Annotated in this window: 27 protein-coding genes; 21 read left to right on the forward strand and 6 right to left on the reverse strand. The window is 56.6% G+C overall.

The features are described from left to right. Positions 1–92 precede the first annotated feature (92 nt). From AB8W27_RS14405 to AB8W27_RS14415, 3 genes are read left to right on the forward strand one after another with little or no spacing between them, the layout of a single operon-like run. Positions 93–833 carry an amino acid ABC transporter permease gene (locus AB8W27_RS14405; RefSeq protein ID WP_015740520.1) on the forward strand — a complete coding sequence of 247 codons (741 nt, stop codon included), beginning with the start codon at positions 93–95 and terminating at the stop codon, positions 831–833. After that, positions 833–1,507, forward strand: coding sequence for a glutamate/aspartate ABC transporter permease GltK (gltK, locus tag AB8W27_RS14410; protein WP_041923327.1), 675 nt, complete (start codon positions 833–835; stop codon positions 1,505–1,507). The genes AB8W27_RS14405 and gltK overlap by 1 nt, the downstream gene beginning before the upstream one ends. Continuing rightward, complete coding sequence (locus AB8W27_RS14415; RefSeq protein ID WP_041923326.1) at positions 1,507–2,232, forward strand: amino acid ABC transporter ATP-binding protein; 726 nt, start codon at positions 1,507–1,509, stop codon at positions 2,230–2,232. The genes gltK and AB8W27_RS14415 overlap by 1 nt, the downstream gene beginning before the upstream one ends. A 44-nt stretch (positions 2,233–2,276) precedes the next feature. Here the strand turns inward: AB8W27_RS14415 and AB8W27_RS14420 are convergent, their stop codons facing one another. Further along, positions 2,277–2,759, reverse strand: a complete 483-nt coding sequence (locus AB8W27_RS14420) for a zinc ribbon-containing protein (RefSeq protein WP_015740517.1) — start codon at positions 2,757–2,759, stop codon at positions 2,277–2,279. 227 nt (positions 2,760–2,986) lie between these two features. Between AB8W27_RS14420 and leuS the strand changes: the two genes are divergently transcribed. The 15 genes from leuS to lipA all read left to right on the forward strand — a co-directional run bounded on the left by leuS (position 2,987) and on the right by lipA (position 18,688). Then, entirely contained in the window at positions 2,987–5,569 is a 2,583-nt protein-coding gene (leuS, locus tag AB8W27_RS14425) for a leucine--tRNA ligase (protein WP_161577191.1), read from the forward strand. A gap of 14 nt (positions 5,570–5,583) precedes the next feature. Next, a complete protein-coding gene (gene lptE / locus AB8W27_RS14430) occupies positions 5,584–6,180 on the forward strand; it encodes an LPS assembly lipoprotein LptE (RefSeq protein ID WP_015740515.1) in 597 nt (198 codons plus the stop codon). Continuing rightward, the gene (holA, locus tag AB8W27_RS14435) at positions 6,180–7,211 is read left to right on the forward strand and encodes a DNA polymerase III subunit delta (protein ID WP_015740514.1); all 1,032 of its coding nucleotides are present in this window, start codon (positions 6,180–6,182) and stop codon (positions 7,209–7,211) included. The genes lptE and holA overlap by 1 nt, the downstream gene beginning before the upstream one ends. After that, on the forward strand, positions 7,204–7,863 hold the full coding sequence (gene nadD, locus AB8W27_RS14440; RefSeq protein WP_041923324.1) for a nicotinate-nucleotide adenylyltransferase: 660 nt from the start codon (positions 7,204–7,206) through the stop codon (positions 7,861–7,863). The genes holA and nadD overlap by 8 nt, the downstream gene beginning before the upstream one ends. A gap of 15 nt (positions 7,864–7,878) precedes the next feature. Further along, positions 7,879–8,499 carry an adenosylcobalamin/alpha-ribazole phosphatase gene (locus AB8W27_RS14445; protein WP_015740512.1) on the forward strand — a complete coding sequence of 207 codons (621 nt, stop codon included), beginning with the start codon at positions 7,879–7,881 and terminating at the stop codon, positions 8,497–8,499. Between the two features lie 243 nt (positions 8,500–8,742). After that, positions 8,743–9,060, forward strand: coding sequence for a ribosome silencing factor (gene rsfS, locus AB8W27_RS14450; RefSeq protein WP_007768055.1), 318 nt, complete (start codon positions 8,743–8,745; stop codon positions 9,058–9,060). Positions 9,061–9,063: 3 nt separating this feature from the next. After that, positions 9,064–9,531, forward strand: a complete 468-nt coding sequence (gene rlmH, locus AB8W27_RS14455) for a 23S rRNA (pseudouridine(1915)-N(3))-methyltransferase RlmH (protein ID WP_015740511.1) — start codon at positions 9,064–9,066, stop codon at positions 9,529–9,531. Positions 9,532–9,556: 25 nt separating this feature from the next. Continuing rightward, a complete protein-coding gene (gene mrdA, locus AB8W27_RS14460) occupies positions 9,557–11,458 on the forward strand; it encodes a peptidoglycan DD-transpeptidase MrdA (RefSeq protein WP_015740510.1) in 1,902 nt (633 codons plus the stop codon). A 1-nt stretch (position 11,459) separates the two neighbouring features. Continuing rightward, entirely contained in the window at positions 11,460–12,572 is a 1,113-nt protein-coding gene (gene mrdB, locus AB8W27_RS14465) for a peptidoglycan glycosyltransferase MrdB (protein WP_012815760.1), read from the forward strand. Positions 12,573–12,582: 10 nt separating this feature from the next. After that, a complete protein-coding gene (rlpA, locus tag AB8W27_RS14470) occupies positions 12,583–13,767 on the forward strand; it encodes an endolytic peptidoglycan transglycosylase RlpA (RefSeq protein WP_012815759.1) in 1,185 nt (394 codons plus the stop codon). A gap of 144 nt (positions 13,768–13,911) precedes the next feature. Beyond that, the gene (dacA, locus tag AB8W27_RS14475) at positions 13,912–15,126 is read left to right on the forward strand and encodes a D-alanyl-D-alanine carboxypeptidase DacA (RefSeq protein ID WP_041923323.1); all 1,215 of its coding nucleotides are present in this window, start codon (positions 13,912–13,914) and stop codon (positions 15,124–15,126) included. A gap of 105 nt (positions 15,127–15,231) precedes the next feature. Then, the gene (ybeD, locus tag AB8W27_RS14480) at positions 15,232–15,495 is read left to right on the forward strand and encodes a DUF493 family protein YbeD (RefSeq protein ID WP_007699789.1); all 264 of its coding nucleotides are present in this window, start codon (positions 15,232–15,234) and stop codon (positions 15,493–15,495) included. A gap of 78 nt (positions 15,496–15,573) precedes the next feature. After that, positions 15,574–16,215 (forward strand): lipoyl(octanoyl) transferase LipB, encoded by a 642-nt coding sequence (gene lipB / locus AB8W27_RS14485; RefSeq protein ID WP_032804318.1) that lies wholly within the window; start codon positions 15,574–15,576, stop codon positions 16,213–16,215. 320 nt (positions 16,216–16,535) lie between these two features. Then, positions 16,536–17,531: a YbeF family transcriptional regulator gene (locus AB8W27_RS14490; RefSeq protein WP_012815756.1), complete on the forward strand. Its 996-nt coding sequence runs from the start codon at positions 16,536–16,538 to the stop codon at positions 17,529–17,531. Between the two features lie 191 nt (positions 17,532–17,722). Further along, positions 17,723–18,688 (forward strand): lipoyl synthase, encoded by a 966-nt coding sequence (lipA, locus tag AB8W27_RS14495; RefSeq protein ID WP_007768017.1) that lies wholly within the window; start codon positions 17,723–17,725, stop codon positions 18,686–18,688. A gap of 86 nt (positions 18,689–18,774) precedes the next feature. Here the strand turns inward: lipA and tatE are convergent, their stop codons facing one another. Both tatE and AB8W27_RS14505 read right to left on the reverse strand, forming a co-directional pair. Next, positions 18,775–18,978, reverse strand: a complete 204-nt coding sequence (gene tatE / locus AB8W27_RS14500; protein ID WP_007768016.1) for a twin-arginine translocase subunit TatE — start codon at positions 18,976–18,978, stop codon at positions 18,775–18,777. Between the two features lie 126 nt (positions 18,979–19,104). Continuing rightward, a complete protein-coding gene (locus AB8W27_RS14505; RefSeq protein ID WP_041923322.1) occupies positions 19,105–19,893 on the reverse strand; it encodes a deaminated glutathione amidase in 789 nt (262 codons plus the stop codon). A gap of 82 nt (positions 19,894–19,975) precedes the next feature. Between AB8W27_RS14505 and crcB the strand changes: the two genes are divergently transcribed. Continuing rightward, the gene (gene crcB / locus AB8W27_RS14510) at positions 19,976–20,359 is read left to right on the forward strand and encodes a fluoride efflux transporter CrcB (RefSeq protein WP_012815754.1); all 384 of its coding nucleotides are present in this window, start codon (positions 19,976–19,978) and stop codon (positions 20,357–20,359) included. A gap of 228 nt (positions 20,360–20,587) precedes the next feature. Here the strand turns inward: crcB and cspE are convergent, their stop codons facing one another. Both cspE and pagP read right to left on the reverse strand, forming a co-directional pair. Beyond that, a complete protein-coding gene (gene cspE / locus AB8W27_RS14515) occupies positions 20,588–20,797 on the reverse strand; it encodes a transcription antiterminator/RNA stability regulator CspE (RefSeq protein ID WP_002439184.1) in 210 nt (69 codons plus the stop codon). 190 nt (positions 20,798–20,987) lie between these two features. Beyond that, positions 20,988–21,566 (reverse strand): lipid IV(A) palmitoyltransferase PagP, encoded by a 579-nt coding sequence (pagP, locus tag AB8W27_RS14520; RefSeq protein ID WP_007768012.1) that lies wholly within the window; start codon positions 21,564–21,566, stop codon positions 20,988–20,990. 472 nt (positions 21,567–22,038) lie between these two features. Between pagP and dcuC the strand changes: the two genes are divergently transcribed. Further along, positions 22,039–23,400, forward strand: a complete 1,362-nt coding sequence (dcuC, locus tag AB8W27_RS14525; RefSeq protein WP_012815752.1) for an anaerobic C4-dicarboxylate transporter DcuC — start codon at positions 22,039–22,041, stop codon at positions 23,398–23,400. Positions 23,401–23,507: 107 nt separating this feature from the next. Continuing rightward, positions 23,508–24,314 (forward strand): ribonuclease I, encoded by an 807-nt coding sequence (rna, locus tag AB8W27_RS14530; RefSeq protein ID WP_041923320.1) that lies wholly within the window; start codon positions 23,508–23,510, stop codon positions 24,312–24,314. 19 nt (positions 24,315–24,333) lie between these two features. Here the strand turns inward: rna and AB8W27_RS14535 are convergent, their stop codons facing one another. Further along, complete coding sequence (locus AB8W27_RS14535; protein WP_041923319.1) at positions 24,334–24,615, reverse strand: hypothetical protein; 282 nt, start codon at positions 24,613–24,615, stop codon at positions 24,334–24,336. Positions 24,616–24,666 lie beyond the last annotated feature (51 nt).

Raw genomic sequence — 24,666 nt, forward strand, 5'->3', positions numbered from 1 at the left:
GGTTGGCCGTTCCCCAACCGACGCGAACAGAGAGGCTTCTCATCAATCTTAGGGGGTAGCGCTGCTACCCTTCTTTTTTTTCGGAGTACGTTATGTCTATAGACTGGAACTGGGGCATCTTTCTGCAGGATGCGCCGTTCGGCAACACCACCTATTTAGGCTGGCTATGGAGTGGCTTCCAGGTGACCGTCGCGCTGTCGATAAGCGCCTGGATAATCGCGTTCCTGGTCGGTTCCCTGTTTGGCATCCTGCGCACCGTGCCTAACCGTTTTCTCTCCGCCCTTGGTACCTGCTACGTCGAGCTTTTCCGCAACGTTCCGCTGATCGTTCAGTTCTTCACCTGGTATCTGGTGGTGCCGGAACTGCTGCCGGAAGATCTCGGCATGTGGTTTAAAGCGGAGCTCGATCCTAACGTGCAGTTCTTCCTCTCCTCGATGATCTGCCTCGGGCTATTTACCGCCGCTCGCGTGTGTGAACAGGTGCGCGCCGCGATACAGTCGCTGCCGCGCGGCCAGAAAAACGCCGGCCTTGCGATGGGGCTGACGCTGCCGCAAACCTATCGCTACGTACTGCTGCCCAACGCCTACCGCGTAATTGTGCCGCCGATGACCTCCGAGATGATGAACCTGGTGAAAAACTCGGCCATCGCCTCAACCATCGGTCTGGTGGATATGGCGGCGCAGGCAGGCAAACTGCTCGACTACTCCGCTCACGCCTGGGAATCTTTTACGGCCATCACCCTTGCCTATGTGTTTATCAACACGGTCATCATGGTAGTGATGAATCTGGTGGAACGTAAAGTTCGCCTGCCGGGCAATATGGGGAGCAAATAATGTACGAATTTGACTGGGGATCGATTGTCCCCTCCATGCCTTATCTGCTGGCAGGGCTGGTGATCACCTTAAAAATCACCGTTACCGCCGTCATCTTCGGTATCGTCTGGGGCACGCTGCTGGCTGTGATGCGGCTTTCCGCGTTTAAACCGTTTGCCTGGTTTGCTACCGCTTATGTCAACGTGTTTCGCTCTATTCCGCTAGTCATGGTGCTGCTGTGGTTCTACCTGATTGTGCCGGGGATTTTGCAGGATGTACTGGGGATCTCGCCGAAAACCGACATCCGTTTGATTTCCGCGATGGTGGCGTTCTCGATGTTTGAAGCCGCCTATTATTCGGAAATTATCCGCGCCGGTATTCAGAGCATCTCACGCGGTCAGTCGAGCGCCGCGCTGGCGCTCGGGATGACGCACTGGCAATCCATGAAGCTGATTATCCTGCCGCAGGCGTTTCGCGCGATGGTGCCGCTGCTACTCACCCAGGGCATCGTGCTGTTCCAGGATACCTCGCTCGTTTATGTGCTGAGCCTTGCGGATTTCTTCCGCACCGCGTCCACCATCGGCGAGCGCGACGGCACGCAGGTTGAGATGATCCTGTTTGCAGGCGCCGTTTACTTTGTCATTAGTTTAAGTGCATCGCTGTTGGTCAGCTGGCTGAAGAAAAGGACTGTATAATGATTACCCTGAAAAACGTTTCAAAATGGTATGGTCACTTTCAGGTGCTTACCGACTGCTCCACGACCGTGAAAAAAGGCGAAGTCGTGGTGGTGTGCGGCCCTTCCGGCTCCGGCAAATCGACGCTGATTAAAACTGTCAACGGCCTTGAACCTGTTCAGCAGGGCGAGATCGTCGTCAACGGTACCAGGGTTAACGACAAAAAAACCAATCTGGCACAGTTGCGCTCCCACGTCGGCATGGTGTTCCAGCATTTCGAGCTGTTCCCGCATCTGTCCATTATTGAAAACCTGACGCTCGCGCAGATCAAAGTACTTAAGCGCGATAAAGCGGCGGCCCGTGAAAAAGGCCTGAAGCTGCTGGAGCGCGTCGGGCTGTCCGCGCATGCCAATAAATTTCCGTCGCAGCTCTCCGGCGGCCAGCAGCAGCGTGTGGCGATTGCCCGCGCACTCTGCATGGATCCGGTCGCGATGCTGTTCGACGAACCCACCTCGGCGCTTGATCCAGAAATGATCAATGAGGTGCTGGACGTGATGGTCGAGCTGGCGCAAGAAGGGATGACCATGATGGTGGTCACGCATGAGATGGGCTTTGCGCGTAAAGTGGCGCATCGCGTTATTTTTATGGACGAAGGCAAGATTGTGGAAGACTCGCCGAAAGAAGAGTTCTTCGCTAACCCGAAATCGGAACGCGCGAAAGACTTCCTCGCCAAAATCCTCCACTAAAACCGAACGACAACAGCGCGGGCTTCGGCCCGCGCATTGTTTTATTAAGGCTCGAACGGCCGACGCTGGAACTGGTTATGGCCGCATTTGGGGCAGACCGGTAGCACTTCCGGCGTGTAAAAGGCCAGATGATGATGGCAGTTTTCACACACCAGATTGCCAAGACCCACCACCTCGCCGCTGTGATACACGCCGTGATGGTTAAGATCCTGGAACACTTCGCGCCACTCCAGCTGAGTTTTATCGGTGATATCCGCCAGCTCCTGCCAGACGCTCTCTTTGATTACCCGTAAAAAGACGCTGTCCGTCAGTTCATCCTGGCTTTCTTTATAGCTGCGCGCGAACTCTTCCAGATCGCGTCGCACCGCGCGGGTCACTTCTTCTTCTTCCGTCCGGGTGAGCTCGCCGGTGCGGGCAATGTGCTGTCTCGCACTCTCCACCAGCGCATCGATATCCCGCTCCCCGTTGCGTATGCGTTCGGTGAGCGAGGTCACCAGTTCACGGTAATATTGCGCAACCTTGTTCATCGCCTTTTCCTCCTGGATGGGTAACCTCTTCTTATTGTAGTCGTTAATCCCTGTGCGCTTTGCCAGCCAGCGCACAGGGCCGTGTAAAACCACGCATTTCCTTATTCGCGCCCCCTCGGCTGAAAGGCTGTTGTGCAGCGGTCGAATCGGCTATGCTATGCGGATCTGAAATAACACACGTTAAGGCTACATTTGTAGCTGTATTGAAAACAGGACTACTGGCTGCCATGCAAGAGCAATATCGCCCGGAAGAGATAGAATCCAAAGTACAGCTTCACTGGGAAGAGAAGCGCACGTTTGAAGTGACCGAAGACGAGAGCAAAGAGAAGTATTACTGCCTGTCGATGCTTCCCTATCCTTCTGGCCGACTACACATGGGCCACGTTCGTAACTACACCATCGGCGATGTGATCGCGCGCTACCAGCGTATGCTGGGTAAAAACGTGCTGCAGCCTATCGGCTGGGACGCCTTCGGCCTGCCGGCGGAAGGGGCCGCGGTGAAAAACAACACCGCGCCGGCGCCGTGGACGTACGACAACATCAACTACATGAAGAACCAGCTCAAAATGCTGGGCTTTGGCTATGACTGGAGCCGCGAGCTGGCGACCTGCACCCCGGAATACTATCGCTGGGAACAGCAATTCTTCACCGAGCTCTACAAAAAAGGGCTGGTGTACAAGAAAACGTCCGCGGTGAACTGGTGCCCGAACGACCAGACCGTGCTGGCCAACGAACAGGTTATCGACGGCTGCTGCTGGCGCTGCGACACCAAAGTCGAGCGCAAAGAGATCCCGCAGTGGTTCATTAAAATCACCGCCTATGCCGACGAGCTGTTAAACGATCTGGATAAGCTCGACCAGTGGCCGGATACCGTTAAAACCATGCAGCGCAACTGGATTGGCCGCTCCGAAGGCGTGGAAATCACCTTCGACGTCCAGAACAGCGACGAAAAGCTGACGGTGTACACCACTCGTCCGGACACCTTTATGGGCGTCACCTATCTGGCCGTTGCGGCGGGTCACCCGCTGGCGCAGGCCGCGGCGGCCGCTAACCCGGCGCTGGGCGATTTCATCGCCGAATGCCGCAACACCAAAGTCGCCGAAGCCGATATGGCGACCATGGAGAAGAAAGGCGTCGACACGGGCATTAAAGCGATTCACCCGCTGACCGGCGAAGCTATTCCGGTATGGGCTGCCAACTTCGTGCTGATGGAATATGGCACCGGCGCCGTCATGGCCGTTCCGGGCCACGACCAGCGCGACTACGAATTCGCAACCAAATACAGCCTGCAGATTAAGCCCGTTATCCTGACCGCAGAAGGCACCGAGCCTGATCTGAGCGAACAAGCGCTCACTGAAAAAGGCGTGCTGTTTAACTCCGGCGAATTTGACGGCCTGGACTTCGAGGCGGCCTTTAACGCGATTGCCGATAGACTCGCCGCCAAAGGCGTTGGCGAACGTAAAGTGAACTACCGCCTGCGCGACTGGGGCGTATCCCGTCAGCGTTACTGGGGCGCGCCGATCCCGATGGTGACCCTGGAAGACGGCACCGTTATGCCGACGCCTGCCGATCAACTGCCGGTGATCCTGCCGGAAGATGTGGTCATGGACGGTATCACCAGCCCGATCAAAGCAGACCCGGAGTGGGCGAAAACCACCGTTAACGGCCAGCCCGCGCTGCGTGAAACGGACACCTTCGACACCTTTATGGAGTCCTCCTGGTACTACGCCCGCTACACCTGCCCGCAGTACAAAGAAGGTATGCTGGATGAGAAAGCCGCCAACTACTGGCTGCCGGTCGATATTTATATCGGCGGCATCGAGCACGCCATCATGCACCTGCTCTACTTCCGCTTCTTCCACAAACTGATGCGCGACGCGGGCATGGTGAACTCTGACGAGCCAGCGAAACAGCTTCTGTGTCAGGGTATGGTGCTGGCAGACGCGTTCTACTACGTGGGCCAGAACGGCGAACGCAACTGGGTCTCCCCGAAAGACGCCATCGTCGAGCGCGACGAGAAAGGCCGCATCGTGAAAGCGAGCGACGCCGCAGGCCATGAGCTGGTCTACACCGGCATGAGCAAGATGTCGAAGTCCAAAAACAACGGCATCGATCCGCAGGAAATGGTTGAGCGTTACGGCGCCGACACCGTGCGTCTGTTCATGATGTTCGCCTCTCCGGCGGATATGACGCTTGAATGGCAGGAGTCCGGCGTGGAAGGCGCAAACCGCTTCCTGAAACGCGTCTGGCGTCTGGTGTACGAGCACACCGCGCTCGGCGACGCGCCGGCGCTGAATGTCGATGCGCTGAATGACGATCAGAAAGCGCTGCGTCGCGACGTTCATAAAACCATCGCGAAAGTATCCGATGATATTGGCCGCCGTCAGACCTTCAACACCGCTATCGCCGCCATCATGGAACTGATGAACAAACTGGCGAAAGCGCCGCAGGAAGGCGAGCAGGATCGCGCCTTAATGCGTGAAGCGCTGCTGGCCGTGGTGCGGATGCTCAACCCGTTCACCCCGCACGTCAGCTTTACGCTGTGGCAGGAACTGAAAGGCGAAGGCGACATCGACAACGCGCCGTGGCCGCAGGCTGACGAAAGCGCGATGGTGGAAGACACTACGCTGGTCGTCGTTCAGGTTAACGGTAAAGTGCGCGGTAAAATCACCGTGGCGGCTGACGCGACCGAAGAGCAGGTGCGCGAGCGCGCCGCTCAGGAACATCTGGTGGCGAAATACCTCGCCGGCGTCACCGTGCGTAAAGTGATTTACGTACCGGGTAAACTGCTTAACCTGGTTGTGGGCTAAGCGCAGGAGGAAGCGTGCGACATCTGATTACTCTGTTTGTAGGCCTGGCGGTGATGCTCACCGCCGGTTGTGGCTGGCATCTGCGCAATACCACGCAGGTGCCGGAGCAAATGCATACATTGATTCTTATTTCCGGCGATCCGAACGGTCCGCTAACGCGTGCGGTGCGTAAGCAATTGCGTCTGAACGGCGTCGAGATTGTCGAGGCGAGCTCGCTTCGTCAGGACGTACCGTCGCTGCGTATTGGCCGCTCGTCTATTTCCCAGGATACCGCGTCGGTCTTCCAGAACGGTCGTACCGCGGAGTATCAGATGGTGATGACGGTTAACGCCACCGTGCTGATCCCGGGACATGAAATCTACCCGATTGACGCCCGCGTATACCGCTCGTTCTTTGATAACCCGCTAACGGCGCTGGCGAAAACGGCTGAGCGTAATATCATCGTTCAGGAGATGTATGACAAAGCCGCCGAACAGCTGATCCGTAAGCTGGTGGCGGTTCATACGCGCGATGTCTCGCAAAACCGCGATGCGCCGCAGGCTGCCGCGACACCTGCCGACGCTGATACGCCGGACAGCGGCCGCGTCTCCACTACCCTCCCCGTTCAGTAATGCTACGGCTTTACCCTGAACAACTCCGCGCGCAGCTCAACGAAGGGCTGCGCGCGGCTTATTTAGTGCTCGGCAACGATCCGTTACTGCTCCAGGAAAGTCAGGACGCCATTCATCAACAGGCGCAGGCGCAGGGGTTTGAAGAGCATCACCGCTTTATTATTGATGTCAGCACCGACTGGCAGGCCATTTTCTCGCTCTGTCAGGCGATGAGCCTGTTCGCAAGCCGTCAGACGCTGCTGCTGGCCTTACCGGATAATGGCCCTAACGCCGCTATCAACGAACAACTCGCCACGCTGGTCAGTCTGCTGCATGACGATCTGCTGCTGATCGTGCGCGGTAATAAGCTCACCAAAGCCCAGGAAAACGCCGCGTGGTTTACCGCGCTCGCCGACCGCGCCGTGCAGATAACCTGCCAGACGCCGGAGCAGGCGCAACTGCCGCGCTGGGTGGCTAACCGGGCGAAGCAGATGAATCTGCAACTTGACGACGCCGCCTGTCAGCTCCTTTGTTACTGCTACGAAGGCAACCTGCTGGCGCTCGCCCAGGCGCTGGAACGGCTGTCGCTTATCTGGCCGGACGGCAAGCTCACGCTGCCGCGTGTTGAACAGGCAGTTAACGACGCCGCGCACTTTACGCCATTCCACTGGGTCGATGCCCTGCTGGCAGGCAAAAGCAAACGCGCGCTGCATATTCTTCAACAGCTACGTCAGGAAGGCGCCGAGCCAGTGATTCTGCTGCGCACCCTGCAGCGCGAACTGCTGACGCTGGTGACGCTAAAACGTCAGTCGGCAACCACGCCGCTGCGCGCGCTGTTTGACCAGCACCGCGTCTGGCAGAACCGCCGCGCCCTGATTACCGAGGCGCTCTCCCGTCTGAGCGACGACAGGCTCTGGCAGGCAGTGCGTCTGCTGACGCAGTGCGAAATCACGCTCAAGCAGGATTACGGCCAGAACGTCTGGCCGGAGCTGGAGAGTCTCTCGCTGGTGCTGTGCCACAAAGCGCTGGCCGGGGTGTTTATTGATGACTGACAGCCCCCCTGCGCTTCAGGCCTGGTATGGCGGCACCTTTGATCCGATTCATTACGGCCATCTGCGCGCCGTGGAAGCGCTCGCCAGAGAGGTAAAACTGACGCAGGTGACGATGCTGCCAAACAATGTGCCGCCGCACCGCCCGCAGCCGGGCGCCAGCAGTCTTCAGCGCAAAGCGATGGTTGAGCTGGCGATCGCCGGTAACCCGCTGTTCCGTCTGGACATCCGGGAACTGCAACGCGCCACCCCCTCATGGACCAGCGAAACAATGGCGCAGCTGCGCCGTGAAGCGGGTCCGGACGCGCCGCTGGCGTTTATCATCGGGCAGGATTCCCTGCTGACGCTGCGCACGTGGCACAACTACGAAGCGTTGCTGGCATGCTGTCATCTGCTGGTCTGCCGCCGTCCGGGTTATCCGGTGGCGATGAAAACTGATGAGGACCAGCGCTGGTTAACACCCCGTCTTGCCCGCCACGTTGACGAGCTTCACCGCCAGCCCGCCGGGAAAATCTATCTTGCCGACACCCCGCTCTACCCGATTTCCGCGACCGATATTCGCGCGCGCCTGGCGCAACAGCAGCCGTGCGACGACCTGTTGCCGCCCGCGGTGCTGGCGTATATCCACCGTCACGCGCTGTATCGCCAGCCGTAACGCAAGGAGAAGGCGATGAAACTCTGGCTGGTACGTCACGGACAAACCGAAGCGAACGTCGCAGGCCTCTACAGCGGCCATGCGGAAACCGCGCTGACGCCCGTCGGCGTCACGCAGGCGCAGGCGGTCGGCACTATGCTCCGCGACGTGGCTTTTGACCGTGTATTGTGCAGCGCGCTGGGCCGCGCGCAACACACCGCCCGCCTTGTTCTCGACGGCCGCTATGAAAGCATCGAAACCGACCCGCGTCTGAACGAGATGTTTTTTGGCGACTGGGAGATGCGCCACCACCGCGATTTACTGCTGGAAGATCCTGAAGCTTATCGCGCCTGGTGCGCAGACTGGCAAAACGCCGTACCCACCAATGGCGAAAGCTTCACCGCGTTTGCCGCGCGGGTGGATGCGTTTATTGAGACGCTGAGCGCGCCGCAGGAGGCTGAGAATATCCTTATCGTCAGCCATCAGGGCGTGCTGAGCTTGCTGATTGCCCGCCTGCTTGATATGCCGGGCCGCTCGCTGTGGCATTTCCTGCTGGAGCAAGGGGCATGGAGCCGTGTAGCGCGTTATGACGGCTTCACGCAGTTGCAGACGTTAAACAACCGCGCGCCGTGGCGTCCTTCTGCTGACGCGCGCTGAACCGATTGCGGTTCAGGCATTGACACAACGGGCGATACTGTTATCCTCCGCTGCCAGATATTTCCCGCCGCAAGCCGCCTTTCTGAAATTGTTTTACAAAAATGGCGATGCAAACTCTTGCCTGCGGTGGGATGATAGCCCACTTCTGAGCGCAGCCCGCCCGCATTACGGGCGCTGTACTCGTATCGATTATCCGATGGCGCATCCGGCGTCATCTGAGGTTCACATTCCCAGGGGGAAAACTTGCAGGGTAAAGCACTCCAGGATTTTGTCATTGATAAAATTGACGATCTTAAAGGCCAGGATATTATCGCCATTGATGTTAAGGGCAAATCCAGCATTACAGATTGTATGATTATCTGCACCGGCACCTCCAGCCGTCACGTGATGTCTATCGCCGATCATGTCGTTCAGGAATCCCGCGCGGCGGGCATGATGCCGCTCGGTGTTGAAGGCGAAAACGCCGCCGACTGGATCGTCGTCGATCTCGGCGATGTGATGGTGCACGTCATGCAGGAAGAGAGCCGTCGCCTGTATGAGCTGGAAAAGCTCTGGGGTTAAGGCGTGAAGCTTCAGCTGGTCGCCGTTGGTACAAAAATGCCCGACTGGGTGCAGACAGGTTTCAGCGAATATCTGCGCCGCTTCCCCAAAGATATGCCGTTCGAGCTCGTTGAGATCCCGGCAGGGAAGCGCGGCAAAAACGCCGACATCAAACGCATTCTTGATAAAGAAGGCGAGATGATGCTGGCGGCGGCGGGGAAAAACCGCATCGTGACGCTGGATATTCCGGGACGCCCGTGGGATACGCCGCAGCTGGCCCGCGAGCTTGAGCGCTGGAAACAGGACGGCCGCGATGTCAGCCTGCTTATCGGCGGACCGGAAGGCCTGTCCGATGCCTGCAAAGCGGCGGCCGAACAGAGCTGGTCGCTTTCCACGCTGACCCTGCCCCATCCGCTGGTACGTGTGATTGTCGCGGAGAGTCTCTACCGCGCCTGGAGTATTACCACTAACCACCCGTATCATCGTGAATAATCACCACAGGTAAGTTAAGCAGCGGATGAAACTCAAGGATTCCTTTCGTGATTATACGGCTGAGTCCGCGCTCTTTGTGCGTCGGGCGCTGGTCGCTTTTGCCGGCATCCTGGTGCTGACCGGGATTCTTATCTTCAATCTCTACCACTTACAAATCCTGCGTTTTAACGACTATCAGACCCGCTCTAACGAAAACCGCATCAAGCTGGTGCCTATCCCGCCAAGCCGCGGGATTATCTACGATCGCAACGGTACGCCGCTCGCCCTGAACCGCACTATCTACCAGATAGAAATGATGCCTGAAAAGGTAGACAGCGTGCAGGATACGCTGGAGGCGCTGCGCTCTGTGGTCGATCTTAACGATGACGATATTGCGAACTTTAAGAAAGAACGCGCGCGTTCACACCGCTTTACGTCCATTCCCGTGAAAACCAACCTGACGGAAGTGCAGGTGGCGCGTTTTGCGGTGAACCAGTACCGCTTCCCCGGCGTGGAAGTTAAAGGCTATAAGCGGCGCTACTATCCCTACGGCGCAGCGCTGACGCACGTGATTGGCTACGTCTCAAAGATTAACGATAAAGACGTTGAACGCCTCGATAAAGACGGCAAGCTTGCCAACTACGCCGCCACGCACGATATCGGCAAGCTCGGTATTGAGCGCTACTACGAAGATGTCCTGCACGGCCAGACCGGTTATGAAGAGGTCGAGGTTAACAACCGCGGACGCGTCATTCGCCAGCTGAAAGAAGTGCCGCCGCAGGCGGGTCACGACATCTATCTGACGCTCGACCTGAAGCTTCAGACCTATATCGAAACCCTGCTCCAGGGCAGCCGCGCCGCGGTGGTCGTCACGGACCCGCGTACCGGCGGCATCCTGGCGATGGTCTCGATGCCAAGCTACAACCCGAACCTGTTCGTGGATGGTATCTCCAGCAAAGATTACTCCGGCCTGCTCAACGACCCGAACACGCCGCTGATTAACCGCGCCACTCAGGGCGTCTACCCGCCAGCCTCAACCGTGAAGCCGTATGTGGCGGTTTCCGCGTTAAGCGCGGGGGTTATCAACCGCAACACGTCGCTGTTCGACCCCGGCTGGTGGCAATTGCCAGGCTCCGAGAAGCGTTATCGCGACTGGAAAAAATGGGGCCACGGGCGGCTTAACGTCACAAAATCACTGGAAGAATCTGCGGATACCTTTTTCTATCAGGTCGCTTACGACATGGGCATCGACCGGCTTTCCGAGTGGATGCGCAAGTTCGGCTACGGCAGCCTGACGGGTATCGATCTCTCCGAAGAGCGCTCCGGCAACATGCCGACGCGCGAATGGAAGATGAAGCGCTTTAAAAAGCCGTGGTATCAGGGCGATACCATTCCGGTCGGCATCGGTCAGGGCTACTGGACCGCCACGCCGGTACAGATGAACAAAGCCATGATGATCCTGATTAACGACGGCGTGGTGAAAGTGCCGCACCTGCTGATGACGACCGTCGTCAACGGCCAGAAAGTGCCGTGGAGACAGCCGGAACAGCCGCCAGTGGGCGATATTCATTCCGGTTACTGGGAAATCGCTAAAGACGGCATGTATGGCGTCGCCAACCGCGCCAACGGCACTGGACACAAATACTTCGCTGGCGCGCCGTATAAAATCGCCGCGAAATCCGGTACCGCGCAGGTCTTCGGGCTGAAAGCCAACGAAACCTATAATGCGCACCGCATCGCTGAACGTCTGCGCGACCATAAGCTGATGACCGCCTTCGCGCCTTACGATAACCCGCAAGTGGCGGTGGCGATGATCCTGGAGAACGGCGGCGCAGGCCCGGCTGTGGGCACCATCATGCGTCAAATCCTCGACCACATTATGCTCGGGGACAATAACACCGAACTGCCGGCGGAAAACCCCGCCACAGCGGCGGCGGAGGATCGATAAGATGACCGACAATCCGAATAAAAAGTCGTTGTGGGATAAAATTCACCTCGACCCAACCTTGATGCTGATAATCCTGGCGCTCTGTTTTTACAGCGCGATGGTTATCTGGAGCGCCAGCGGCCAGGATATCGGCATGATGGAGCGCAAGATAGGCCAGATCATGATGGGTCTGGTGATTATGATCGTGCTGGCGCAGATCCCGCCGCGCGTCTACGAAGGCTGGGCGCCTTACCTTTATATCATCTGTATTATTTTGCTGGTGGCGGTGGACGCCTTCGGGGCGATATCTAAAGGGGCGCAGCGCTGGCTCGATCTCGGCGTGGTGCGTTTCCAGCCCTCGGAAATCGCCAAAATCGCCGTGCCGCTGATGGTGGCGCGCTTTATTAACCGCGACGTCTGCCCGCCAACGCTTAAAAACACGGGCATCGCGCTGGTGCTGATTTTCATGCCGACGCTGCTGGTGGCCGCTCAGCCCGATCTCGGCACCTCGATTCTCATCGCCGCCTCCGGCCTGTTCGTGCTGTTCCTCTCCGGTTTAAGCTGGCGTCTGATCGGTATCGCGGTGGTGCTTATCGCGGCCTTTATTCCCATCCTGTGGTTCTTCCTGATGCACGATTATCAGCGCCAGCGCGTAATGATGCTGCTTGATCCGGAAAGCGATCCGCTCGGCGCGGGCTATCATATTATTCAGTCGAAAATCGCCATCGGCTCAGGGGGCCTGCGCGGCAAAGGCTGGCTGCACGGCACTCAGTCGCAGCTGGAATTCCTGCCCGAACGCCATACCGACTTTATCTTCGCGGTACTTGCCGAAGAGCTGGGCCTGGTGGGCGTACTGGTGCTGCTGGCGCTCTATGTGCTGCTGATTATGCGCGGGCTGTGGATCGCCGCGCGCGCGCAGACGACCTTCGGGCGCGTCATGGCGGGCGGCCTGATGCTGATTCTGTTCGTTTATGTGTTTGTGAATATTGGTATGGTGAGTGGTATCTTACCGGTGGTGGGCGTTCCGCTGCCGCTGGTTAGCTACGGGGGCTCCGCCCTGATTGTACTCATGGCAGGGTTTGGCATCGTAATGTCGATCCATACCCACAGGAAAATGTTGTCGAAGAGCGTATAAGAGGTTCGCAATGCGTAAGCAGTGGATTGGCGTCTGCATCGCCGCAGGATTATTAACCGCCTGCGGCGTGAATAACGAAGGGCAACAACAGGCGAGCGTAGCGCCACAGCAGCCGGTCTGCAACGGTCCAGTCGTTGAGATAAGCGGCGCGGATCCTCGCTACGAACAGCTGAATCCTTCCGTAAACAGCGATTATGAGCGCGACGGTAAGCGCTACAGCATCGTTCAGGATCTCTCGCGCTTCAGCCAGGCGGGACTGGCGGCGATTTACGACGCGGAGCCGGACAGCAACCTGACCGCCTCGGGCGAACCGTTCGACCCGATGCAGCTCACCGCCGCGCACCCTACCCTGCCGGTGCCGAGCTACGCGCGCATTACTAACCTCGCCAACGGCCGCATGATTGTCGTGCGCATTAACGATCGCGGCCCGTATGGCAACGACCGCGTTATCTCGCTCTCCCGCGCGGCGGCGGATCGCCTGAACACCTCAAACAACACCAAAGTGCGTATCGATCCTATCATCGTCGCGCCGGACGGCTCGCTCTCCGGGCCTGGCATGGCCTGTACGACGGTCGCGAAACAAACATACGCGCTTCCGGCGCGTCCTGATTTAAGCGGCGGCCTCGGCAGCGTCTCTTCTGCCCCACAGCCTACCGAGCCGCAGGGCGATATCCGTCCGGTGAGCAATGATACGCTGCAAAGCGATGACACCACCGGCGCGCCGGTAAAAAGCGGCGGCTTCTTAGGTGCGCCGACGACGCTTGCCTCGGGCGTGCTGGAGAGTTCAGCGCCGGAAACCACCACACCGCCTGCCGCGACGCCGCAGCCTGTAGCGGCGAGCGCTCCCGCGCAACCTGCCGCTGAACCTGCGCAGCTTGCCGCGCCCGCTACCCGCAACGCGCCCGTGACCGCGCCAGGCTCCGTGCAGGGCAGCGTCGCGCCAGCCGCCAGCGCCTCCACGACCGCCGCAGGGAATTATGTGGTGCAGGTCGGCGCCGTCAGCGACAGCGCGCGCGCCGCGCAGTGGCAGCAAAAACTGAGCCAACAATTTTCCGTACCGGGACGCGTCAGCCAGAACGGCGCCGTCTATCGCGTTCAGTTAGGCCCGTTCGCCAGCAAATCGCAGGCCGCCTCGCTCCAGCAACGTTTGCAGAGTGAAGCGCAGGTACAATCTTTCATTACTGTCGCCCAATAAACGCAGGCCGGGCTGGCCTGCCGCTTTGTCAGTTACGGTAAAGGCCGTTAACAAAGTCATGCGCAAAGTCGGATGCCAGCCCATAAGGCATTTGCTATAGTAAGGCACTTTTTTTCACTCATCACGGATGTCGTTGTTCAGACCATGAAGACCACTTTCTCCGTTCGTTTTATGCAGCGTCTCGCCGCTACCACGGTGCTTTCTGTCGCAGCCCTTTCCACCGCCGCCCATGCCGACGACCTCAATATCAAAACGATGATCCCAGGCGTGCCGCAGATCGACGCGGAAGCTTACATCCTCATCGATTACAACTCAGGGAAAGTGCTGGCGGAGCAGAATGCTGACGCGCGCCGCGATCCGGCGAGCCTGACCAAAATGATGACCAGTTATGTCATCGGCCAGGCGATGAAAGCAGGCAAATTTAAAGAGTCCGATGTGGTAACTATCGGCAACGACGCCTGGGCCACCGGCAACCCGGTCTTCAAAGGCTCATCCCTGATGTTCCTGAAGCCTGGCATGCAGGTACCGGTTTCCCAGCTGATCCGCGGGATTAACCTGCAGTCCGGCAACGATGCCTGCGTGGCGATGGCCGACTACGTCGCAGGGAGCCAGGACGCGTTTGTGGGCCTGATGAACAGCTACGTTACCGCGCTGGGCCTGAAAAACACCCATTTCCAGACCGTACACGGTCTTGACGCTGATGGTCAGTACAGTTCTGCGCGCGACATGGCGCTGATTGGCCAGGCGTTGATCCGCGATGTGCCGAACGAGTACTCCATCTACAGAGAGAAAGAGTTTACCTTCAACGGCATCCGCCAGACCAACCGTAACGGTCTGCTGTGGGATAACAGCCTGAATGTGGACGGTATCAAAACCGGTCACACCGACAAAGCAGGCTACAACCTGGTTGCGTCTGCCACCGAAGGCCAGATGCGTCTCATCTCTGCCGTGATGGGCGGTCGCACCTTTAAAGGCCGCGAAGCTGAAAGCAAAAAACTGCTGACCTGGGGCTTCCGTTTCTTCGAAACCGTAAATCCGCTGAAAGCGGGCAAAGAGTTTGCGTCTGAACCGGCATGGTTTGGCGATAACGACCGCGCCTCGCTGGGCGTTGATAAAGATATCTATCTGACCATCCCGCGTGGCCGCATGAAAGATCTGAAAGCCAGCTATGTGCTTAACACCTCTGAGCTGCACGCGCCGCTGGCGAAAAATCAGGTGGTCGGCACCATTAATTTCCAGCTGGACGGTAAAACCATCGAGCAGCGCCCACTGGTCGTACTGGAAGAGATTCAGGAAGGCAACTTCTTTGGCCGTATCATCGATTACATCAAACTGATGTTCCACCACTGGTTTGGTTAATTGCTGACCACTTGAAAGCCTGACTTTCATCCCCATATACTAAACATCAATCCAACTCCCGCTTCGGCGGGAGTTATTATTTTTTGACGTAACGCTGGAGCTGACATGAAAACCAAACTTAACGAGCTGCTTGAGTTCCCGACCCCCTTTACTTACAAAGTAATGGGCCTGGCGAAGCCTGAGTTGGTCGATCTGGTCGTCGAGGTAGTGCAGCGCCATGCTCCCGGCGACTACACGCCGCAGATTAAACCGAGCAGCAAAGGCAACTACCATTCCGTTTCGATTACCATCAATGCGACGCATATCGAGCAGGTGGAAACGCTCTATGAAGAGCTTGGCAATATCGAGATCGTGCGTATGGTGCTGTAATCCCCGTTACCCGGCCACGTCCGGGTAACTTCTCTTCGTGATATACTCCCCGCACCTTCTCTCTTCGGAGACGCCGTTTTGCTTCAGGAAAAAATCATTGTTCGCCAGCTCGGGCTTCAGCCTTATGAACCCGTTTCGCAGGCAATGCATCAGTTTACCGACGAACGCGAAGAAACCACCCCGGATGAGATCTGGCTGGTCGAGCACACGCCCGTGTTTACGCAGGGGCAGGCCGGCAAGGCAGAACATGTATTGATGCCGGGTGACATTCCGGTTATTCAGAGCGATCGCGGCGGCCAGGTGACCTATCACGGGCCCGGCCAACAGGTCATGTATGTGATGTTAGATCTCAGACGCCGCAAACTTGGCGTGCGTGAGCTGGTCACCTTGCTGGAACAGACCGTCGTCAATACACTTGCAGAGTGGAATATTAACGCCTACCCTCGACCAGACGCGCCAGGCGTCTATGTGGATGGCAAAAAAATCTGCTCATTGGGTCTGCGTATTCGTAAAGGCTGCTCGTTTCACGGGCTTGCACTCAATATTAATATGGATTTACGCCCTTTTTTACGTATTAATCCTTGCGGGTACGCCGGCATGGAAATGACCCAGGTGAGCGCCCTTTCTGCTGGCGCAAACCCTGAAGCGGTGCAACCGCGACTGGTGCATCACTTTTTAGCGCTACTTAATAATCCCCCTGCGGAATATATCAGCGCTTAAGACTTTCTTGGTTCGCCGCCCTTCTTGTGGCGGCCTTTAATCGATATGCAATTTGCCGCTTTACATTCCATAACGGATTATTTATTTTCTCTGCGCCTGAATAGATTTTCCTTAATCTCATCAATGGATTAACGGCAAGAGAAGATTAGCGGGATTTATCTGAAAACACCACCCGCCCCTATGCCGTCCATGTAAAGTCCTGTTCACTTTATGCGGGTAAGATCCCCGGAGCGTTTTATTGTCGGCTAAGGGACCTGTTCACAGTTATTATAAATAGAACCTCTCTATTATTTGATTTATCTATACAGTTGGAGCGTAGCGTGGAATTGAACCATCCCCCTGAAAAACCTTCAGCCAAACAGGAAGATGACAGTAGACCGCAAATATTCCAGACTCTGCGAAATATCGATCTAAACCTGCTGACGATTTTCGAAGCCGTATACGTGCATAAAGGCATCGTTAACGCGGCCAGAGTACTGAACCTGACGCCATCGGCCATCAGCCAGTCTATTCAGAAACTGCGACTGATATTTCCCGATCCGTTGTTTATTCGCAAAGGGCAAGGGGTCACCCCGACTGCTTATGCGACTCACATGCATGAATATATCAGTCAGGGACTGGAATCTATTCTTGGCGCCCTGGATTTACAGGGTGAGCACGAAAAACAGCGCACCATTACCATTGCGACCTCCGCCTCGCTGGGCGCGCTGGTGATCCCACAAATTTACAAGCAGATCCGCACGGTAAACCCCCATCTGCAAATCCGTAACATCCCGCTGCAGGACACCGAAACCCAGCTGAGCCAGTTCCAGACCGATCTGGTGGTCGACAGCGGCTCATGGTCTTCGCGTACTCTCAGCACCCACCTGCTCTTTAAAGATCGCGTCGCCGTGGTGTGTCGTCGCGGCCATCCTTGCTCGCGTACCGGCGAGCCGGTCACGTCGGAAGACCTACAAACCTGGGAGCACACTTTCATCATGTTACCGGGCGGAATGGTGAACGGCGTACGTAAGCAGATTAATACCTTACTGCCTGATCGAAACGTTTCGTTTAGCAGTTACAATATGGTGACGATCGCCTCTATCATCGGCAGCAGCGATTTAATCGGCTTTATGCCCGCACGAATATTCACGTTATTTAAAGAAAGCTTTGGGCTTATTGAAGTGGAAAGCGATGTCGTTATTAAAGAAACTATCGACATTTCATTGCATTACAATAAATTCAGCCTGCGTGATCCCGTGGTGCAGAATGTCATTGAAGCGATTGTGGAAGGGTTTACGCATCACACCGTTTCAGCTGGCGCGTCGCCCTCATAATGGGCGACCGCTTAAGGGCACAAAATAACAACTATTTTACAAATTCTTCGGCGTTTCGGGTGCCCTCAGGCTGATTCTGTGTGGCAGTAATGTTATACTGCGTGCCGTTAATTCAAAAATAGTTGATAAATACAACATTAGCTTGAATTTAAACGCTTTCCTTCGTTATCCGCAACTGGAACACGCACGCTATGAGTAAACCCATTGTGATGGAACGCGGTGTGAAATACCGCGATGCCGATAAAATGGCCCTTATCCCGGTTAAGAATGTGGCGACAGAGCGGGAGGCTTTGTTAAGAAAGCCGGAGTGGATGAAAATCAAACTCCCTGCCGACTCTACCCGCATTCAGGGTATCAAAGCGGCGATGCGCAAGAATGGCCTCCACTCGGTTTGTGAAGAGGCCTCCTGCCCGAACCTTGCGGAGTGTTTCAACCATGGCACCGCGACCTTTATGATCCTCGGCGCTATCTGCACCCGTCGCTGCCCGTTCTGCGACGTGGCGCACGGCCGTCCGGTCGCCCCGGATGCCAACGAGCCGCAGAAGCTGGCGCAAACCATCGCCGATATGGCGCTGCGCTACGTCGTTATCACCTCTGTGGATCGCGACGACCTGCGTGACGGCGGCGCTCAGCACTTTGCCGACTGTATTACGGCTATCCGTGAAAAGAGCCCGACCATCAAAATCGAGACGCTGGTGCCCGATTTCCGCGGCCGTATGGATAAAGCGCTGGAGATCCTGACCGCCACGCCGCCGGATGTGTTTAACCACAACCTGGAAAACGTGCCGCGTCTTTATCGTCAGGTGCGTCCAGGCGCGGACTATAACTGGTCGCTGAAGCTGCTGGAGCGCTTTAAAGAAGCGCACCCGGAGATCCCGACCAAATCCGGCCTGATGGTTGGCCTTGGCGAGACCAATGCGGAAATCATCGACGTGATGCGCGATCTGCGCGCCCACGGCGTGACCATGCTGACGCTGGGCCAGTACCTGCAGCCGAGCCGTCACCACCTGCCGGTACAGCGCTATGTGAGCCCGGATGAGTTTGAAGAGATGAAAGCGGAAGCGCTGGCGATGGGCTTTACCCACGCCGCCTGTGGCCCGTTCGTACGCTCTTCTTACCATGCCGATCTCCAGGCGAAAGGCGAAGAAGTGAAATAAGCGCGTAACAGGTTGTTACCATCGGGCTTCGCCCACAAAAAAACCGGCCTCTGTGAGCCGGTTTTTTTATGCCGCAGGGGCAGAAATTATTCTTTGTGAGAAAGACGTTCTGCCGGGGCTTCGGTCGCCGCAGGCGTTTTCGCGCCGGACTCGTCGTCGTTCATGGCTTTCTTGAAGCCTTTAATCGCGGCACCCAGGTCGCCCCCAAGCGTACGCAGTTTTTTGGTACCAAACAGCAGAACAACCAGTGCGGCGATCACGAGCAGTTTGGTAATACTAATTTCACCCATACTTACCTTCTTAGAAAATCTGGCGCCAGTCGGCGATGTCAAAGACCGTACTTATTAACGGTCATTTAAGCCCGACACACAATAGCAATCTGTAACGAGATGAATCAAGCGCTGGATAAAAAAACATCACAATAATTCTGGTGCGGCGAAACGGCGATTTTTGAGCACTGGCAGCTGTTCTCGCACCTGCGCCACGCGCGTCGCTGAAATCTCAGCGAAAATCAGCTCCGGGCGCTCACCTGCCGCCGCGATCGTCACGCCAAGCGGGTCCACCACGCGGCTTTGGCCGATATTGCGGTTGCCGCACTCGCCGCTCGCCACGATATAACAGGTGGTGTCCAGGGCCCGGGCCGCGAGCAGCGTGGTCCAGTGATGTTCTTTGAGCGGCCCACGCACCCAGGCCGCCGGCAACGCCAGCACGTCAGCGCCCGCAAGCGCCAGGCTCAGCGCCATCTCCGGGAAGCGTAAGTCGTAGCAGGTCATCAACCCGACCTTCATGCCTTCCACCTCAATTAACGGCGGCAGCGTACTGCCGGCGTCCACCAGCCGCGACTCCTGCATCGCGAAGGCGTCATACAGATGAATCTTCTGATACTGCGCGATAATCTCGCCGCCACGCAGCGCGATAAGCGTATTGGCCGCCCTGCCCTTACTGGTCGGGATATGCAGCGTCAGAAGCGTTGTCAGGCGGTTTCTGGCGCTCTCCTCGCGCAGGCGCAGAACATAGTCGCCGTCAAGCGACTGGGCCGATTTCACCGACATATCCGGGTCGCTGTCACTGCGCGCCAGCAACGCCTCCGGCAGCACCAGCAACGCGGCATTCTGGCTGGCGGCGTTAGCCATCAGCGCTGTACAGGTTTGTGCATTTTGTTGCGCGTCAGGCGTGACCGCAAACTGTCCAACCGCTACTTTCATTTCACTTCCCCTTCCGGTAGCCAGCATGCCTTTGCTGACGGTAAACTATTCGTCTTTCAAATAACATCATGACAAGCGTCCCATGTTAAAAATTATGCTCGCGGTATTTCTCGGCGGTGGCACCGGCAGCGTGCTGCGCTGGTGGCTCGGTTTGCGCCTGAATCCTGCGCACCACGCGATTCCTCTCGGGACGCTTACCGCTAACCTCGCAGGGGCATTTATCATTGGTGCCGGGCTTGCATGGTTCAGCCGCATGACGCATCTGGACCCCATGTGGAAGCTCCTCATTACGACCGGCCTGTGCGGCGGCCTGACGACCTTCTCGACCTTCTCCGCTGAAGTGGTGTTTTTGCTGCAGGAGGGCCGCCTTGGTTGGGCGGGGCTTAACGTGGCGCTGAACCTGTTCGGCTCGTTTATGATGACGGCGCTCGCATTCTGGCTTTTTTCTTCCGTCAGCGTGCGCTAACCGACGCCGCGTTAATGTTAGCTTAATTTTTCTCTGCCACTATCGGCTTATCGTCTGTGTCGGAGGGGCTTATGAAAGCGCAAATGATGAGCTGGCTGGCGGTGTTATTCAGCGTTCTGGTGGTCGCGTTTTTCCTGAAAAGCTTTCTGTTTTACTGAGAAAAAGTAAAACGGCAGGCATAAAAAAACCCGCTGAATCAGCGGGTTTTGAAATTCTTGCTGTTTGTAATTACAGAGCGATTACGTTAGCAGCAGAAGGGCCTTTGGCACCGTTAGTGATTTCGAACTCTACACGCTGACCTTCAGCCAGAGTTTTGAAACCATTGCTCTGGATCGCAGAGAAGTGTACGAACACGTCTTTGCTGCCATCTTCCGGAGTAATGAAACCGAATCCTTTGGATTCATTAAACCACTTAACGTTACCTTTAATCTTAGACATCAAAATTACCTTTACATGAAAAATCGACACAAATGCTGTGTCGGATATCAGTACATCAATTGTGGTGGCTTTTGTCCAGTCCAACTTTTAGAAAAAGTGATAAAAGTCGCGAACTTTTTTTGCCGTTGGGCTTGTGAGCCTTGTTTTGTCTGGCTTAGCGCATTTTCTTATGACTGAAAATATTTTGCGCTTAAAACTGCAACCGGAGCCACGCGAAGTAAACGTTTCCGTTGTTGTAGGTTCCGGGGATGTACGTCATCTGGAATGTCGCAGGTCCATAGCCCACCGACGCCAGCGGCAGCACCAGCGGAATCGGGATGTAATCCCAGTTATCGCGCGCCGTTACGCCAAGCGTATACCCCAGGCCCACATGGAATGCGTCGTCAGGCAGCGGACGCCATGTCGCTTCCCAGCCATAACCAGCGATAGGCTCCCATTTGTTGTAGGAATCTTTAAACGCCATCACATACAGGCCGTGCCAGTTGCCTTTTTCATCCCAGCGTGATTTGCCGATACCCGCGCCCCACGGGCGTTCGTTGTAGCGGTCGGTTTTCTCTTTGTCATACGCGAAACGCGCATGCCAGGTGATAGCCGGAACATAGAGATCCACGTGCTGCGGCTCGTTCCATGTCTCAGCGATGTTATCGCCAAGCACAGAGGCCCAGGCCTTTACGGTGCGTGGCGCTTCCAGCGCCGAGGCGTTCAGGGGAAATAATATCTGGCAGAAAAATACAAGAAACGTCAGAAAGGATTTATTAACTACGGTCACGTCTTAATTACCACTGTTAGTATGAAGGCATATTTTACGCCATCGTGCCTCAATGAAGACTTAACCGACTGCCAGTTAATTCCTAAAGCGAGCCGGCAGTCGCGTAGCAAGCCCTTTTTTCAGACGCTTCTCCCCCGCTGTCCGTGCCCAAAAAATCGTTATTTTTCTTATTCACGCCCCTGCCGGAATAATGCCCGTCAATAACGGCCCCGAGCGACTTTCCCTAACGTAAATTTCGGTCTGCCTGCGCCTCTGCGTCATTATCTGTGCCCCGGCATAACCACAGTTCTATGCAACCCATTAATTTATTGGTAGTTTATTTCTATGCTGTTCATCTTTGCGGCTAGCAGAAGGTTTATTGATGTGTATCAGATAACGCTCAGGGTAATTCAGGCACATTCCCCCGCATCATGCCTGCGCCACGCGCCTGACGTCGCCAGGTTATTTCTGCAGTCGCTCAACAGAGGCAATTATGGGAACAATTCTGGAACTCCTCACAGGCGTCGTGGTTATTGTGGGGGTCGCGCGTTATATCATTAAAGGTTATTCCGCCACGGGCGTGCTGTTTGTCGGCGGTATTTTACTGTTAATTATTAGCGCGCTAATGGGTCACGCCATATTACCGGCGAAAGAGACCAGTACCGGCTACGCCGTCAGCGATATTTTTGAATATATAAAAATTCTGCTGATGAGCCGCGGCGGCGATCTCGGCATGATGATTATGATGCTGTGCGGGTTTGCCGCCTATATGACGCACACCGGCGCCAACGATATGGTGGTAAAGCTCGCCTCCCGCCCGCTGCGTTATATTAATTCGCCCTATTTGCTGATGATTGCCGCCTATTTCGTCGCCTGTCTGATGTCACTCGCCGTCTCCTCGGCGACCGGGCTTGGCGTCTTGCTGATGGCAACGCTGTTCCCGGTGATGGTGAATGTCGGCATCAGTCGCGGCGCGGCGGCGGCTATCTGCGCCTCTCCGGCGGCGATTATTCTCTCCCCCACCTCCGGCGATGTGGTGCTGGCCGCGCAGGCCTCTGAAATGCCGCTCATCGATTTCGCGTTTAAAACCACGCTGCCGATCTCCATCGCGGCTATTATCAGCATGGCGATCGCCCACTTCTTCTGGCAGCGCTGGCTCGATAAAAAAGAGCACATCTACCATGAAACGCTGGATGTGAAAGACATCACCACTAACGCGCCCGCTTTTTACGCGATTCTGCCGTTCAGCCCCATTATTGGCGTGCTGATTTTCGACGGCAAATGGGGCCCGCAGTTGCATATCATTACGATTCTGGTCATCTGCATGGTGCTGACCGCCGTTATTGAGTTTATCCGCAGCTTTGACAGCAAAACGGTTTTTGCCGGACTGGAAGTGGCGTACCGCGGCATGGCGGACGCCTTCGCAGGCGTGGTCATTCTGCTGGTGGCGGCTGGCGTTTTCGCCCAGGGGCTCAGCACTATCGGCTTTATCCAGAGCCTTATCTCCATCGCCACGTCGTTTGGCTCGGCCAGCATTATTCTTATGCTGGTGCTGGTCACGCTCACGATGCTCGCTGCAATGACAACCGGCTCCGGTAACGCGCCGTTTTACGCGTTCGTTGAGATGATCCCGAAACTCGCGCACAGCGCAGGCGTGAACCCGGCTTATCTGACGATCCCGATGCTGCAGGCCTCTAACCTGGGCCGCACCATTTCGCCGGTTTCCGGCGTGGTAGTGGCCGTCGCCGGGATGGCGAAAATCTCTCCGTTTGAAGTCGTCAAGCGCACCTCGGTGCCGGTGCTGGTTGGATTAATCGTCGTTATCGTCGCTACGCAACTGCTGGTGGCGGCATAATCGTCTGCCCTTAAGCGGAATCAGTCTGAAAAGCGCCCTCGCGGCGCTTTTTTTATGGTTAAATGACACACCCTTGTGATTTATCCCGTCGATTTCGGACCCATACTATGGTTAACAGGAAAGTTTTACTCGCTGCGGGCGCACTACTGGCGATGGCTGCGACGACCGCAGCCGCGCAGCCGCTGGAAGCGAAGCAGTATGGCGATTTCGATCGCTACGTGCTGGCGCTCTCATGGCAGACCGGCTTTTGCCAGAGTATGCACGAGCGGCAACGCGATGAGCCCGCCGAATGCGCCCTGCAAAAAGAAGAAGACGATAAACGCAACTACCTGACTGTGCATGGCCTGTGGCCCGGCCTGCCGAAATCTGTCGCCTTACGCGGCGTCGATGAGAAACGCTGGATGCGCTACGGCTGCGCCACGCGCCCCATTCCGAATATGCCGCTCGCCCGCGCCGATAAAAAATGCCAGGCGGCGGAAACCGGTTTGTCGCTGGAAACCGCTGAGAAGCTCAGCGAGACGATGCCGGGCGCTGGCGGCGATTCCTGCCTTGAGCGTTATGAATACGCCAAACACGGCGTCTGCTTCGGCTTCGATCCGGACGCCTATTTCGGCACCATGGTGCGCATGAATAATGAAGTGAAACAGAGCCCGATTGGCGCGTTCCTTGCCGCCAACTACGGAAAAGCGGTCAGCCGCCAGGCGTTTGATACCGCCGTCGCTAAAGCGTTTGGCCGCCAGAGCGTACGGGCGGTGAAACTCACTTGCAACGGCAATCCGGCTTACCTTACCGAGATGCAGATCTCGCTGAATGCCGCGAAGATCAACGCGCCGCTCACCGCCGACTCGTTTGCCCCACAGCCGCATCCGGGTAACTGCAGTAAAAACTTTATTCTCGATAACGTCGGGTATTAATCCTGTTACGCGAGCGCGATTATTCGTTGCGCTCGCGCCACTGCCTGACCATCTCTGCCGTCACTTCACGTTTATAGCAGACAGGTGAGTAGCCCCCCGCCCGGCTCCAGGCGCTGCGCCCGCCGCAGGCACGGCCATTACGCATGGCGTTATAAGGGCACGGACAGTTGCCGGGATAGGCGTCAATGGATTCCTGAATCACCTGCTCTTTGACATCATCATCGCTGCGCGCCGCTGCCGCTGGCGCCGCATACCACACCGCCAGCAACGCCAGAACGGCCAGACTTGTTTTACGAATCATAGATTGCGTCCATGTAAAAAAATCGCGCCATTGTGGCGCGATCTGTCTCGC

Source organism: Cronobacter turicensis, from assembly GCF_041222865.1.
Classification (GTDB): Bacteria; Pseudomonadota; Gammaproteobacteria; order Enterobacterales; family Enterobacteriaceae; genus Cronobacter; species Cronobacter turicensis.

Coding starts and splice junctions, on each gene's coding strand:
- crcB (WP_012815754.1), top strand. CDS start 19,976: ATGTTAAAAATTATGCTCGCGGTATTTCTCGGCGGTGGCACCGGCAGC.
- mrdB (WP_012815760.1), top strand. CDS start 11,460: ATGACCGACAATCCGAATAAAAAGTCGTTGTGGGATAAAATTCACCTC.
- leuS (WP_161577191.1), top strand. CDS start 2,987: ATGCAAGAGCAATATCGCCCGGAAGAGATAGAATCCAAAGTACAGCTT.
- nadD (WP_041923324.1), top strand. CDS start 7,204: ATGACTGACAGCCCCCCTGCGCTTCAGGCCTGGTATGGCGGCACCTTT.
- AB8W27_RS14505 (WP_041923322.1), bottom strand. CDS start 19,893: ATGAAAGTAGCGGTTGGACAGTTTGCGGTCACGCCTGACGCGCAACAA.
- AB8W27_RS14405 (WP_015740520.1), top strand. CDS start 93: ATGTCTATAGACTGGAACTGGGGCATCTTTCTGCAGGATGCGCCGTTC.
- gltK (WP_041923327.1), top strand. CDS start 833: ATGTACGAATTTGACTGGGGATCGATTGTCCCCTCCATGCCTTATCTG.
- ybeD (WP_007699789.1), top strand. CDS start 15,232: ATGAAAACCAAACTTAACGAGCTGCTTGAGTTCCCGACCCCCTTTACT.
- AB8W27_RS14535 (WP_041923319.1), bottom strand. CDS start 24,615: ATGATTCGTAAAACAAGTCTGGCCGTTCTGGCGTTGCTGGCGGTGTGG.
- dcuC (WP_012815752.1), top strand. CDS start 22,039: ATGGGAACAATTCTGGAACTCCTCACAGGCGTCGTGGTTATTGTGGGG.
- dacA (WP_041923323.1), top strand. CDS start 13,912: ATGAAGACCACTTTCTCCGTTCGTTTTATGCAGCGTCTCGCCGCTACC.
- lipA (WP_007768017.1), top strand. CDS start 17,723: ATGAGTAAACCCATTGTGATGGAACGCGGTGTGAAATACCGCGATGCC.
- AB8W27_RS14415 (WP_041923326.1), top strand. CDS start 1,507: ATGATTACCCTGAAAAACGTTTCAAAATGGTATGGTCACTTTCAGGTG.
- tatE (WP_007768016.1), bottom strand. CDS start 18,978: ATGGGTGAAATTAGTATTACCAAACTGCTCGTGATCGCCGCACTGGTT.
- rna (WP_041923320.1), top strand. CDS start 23,508: ATGGTTAACAGGAAAGTTTTACTCGCTGCGGGCGCACTACTGGCGATG.
- mrdA (WP_015740510.1), top strand. CDS start 9,557: ATGAAACTCAAGGATTCCTTTCGTGATTATACGGCTGAGTCCGCGCTC.
- holA (WP_015740514.1), top strand. CDS start 6,180: ATGCTACGGCTTTACCCTGAACAACTCCGCGCGCAGCTCAACGAAGGG.
- cspE (WP_002439184.1), bottom strand. CDS start 20,797: ATGTCTAAGATTAAAGGTAACGTTAAGTGGTTTAATGAATCCAAAGGA.
- AB8W27_RS14445 (WP_015740512.1), top strand. CDS start 7,879: ATGAAACTCTGGCTGGTACGTCACGGACAAACCGAAGCGAACGTCGCA.
- rlpA (WP_012815759.1), top strand. CDS start 12,583: ATGCGTAAGCAGTGGATTGGCGTCTGCATCGCCGCAGGATTATTAACC.
- AB8W27_RS14420 (WP_015740517.1), bottom strand. CDS start 2,759: ATGAACAAGGTTGCGCAATATTACCGTGAACTGGTGACCTCGCTCACC.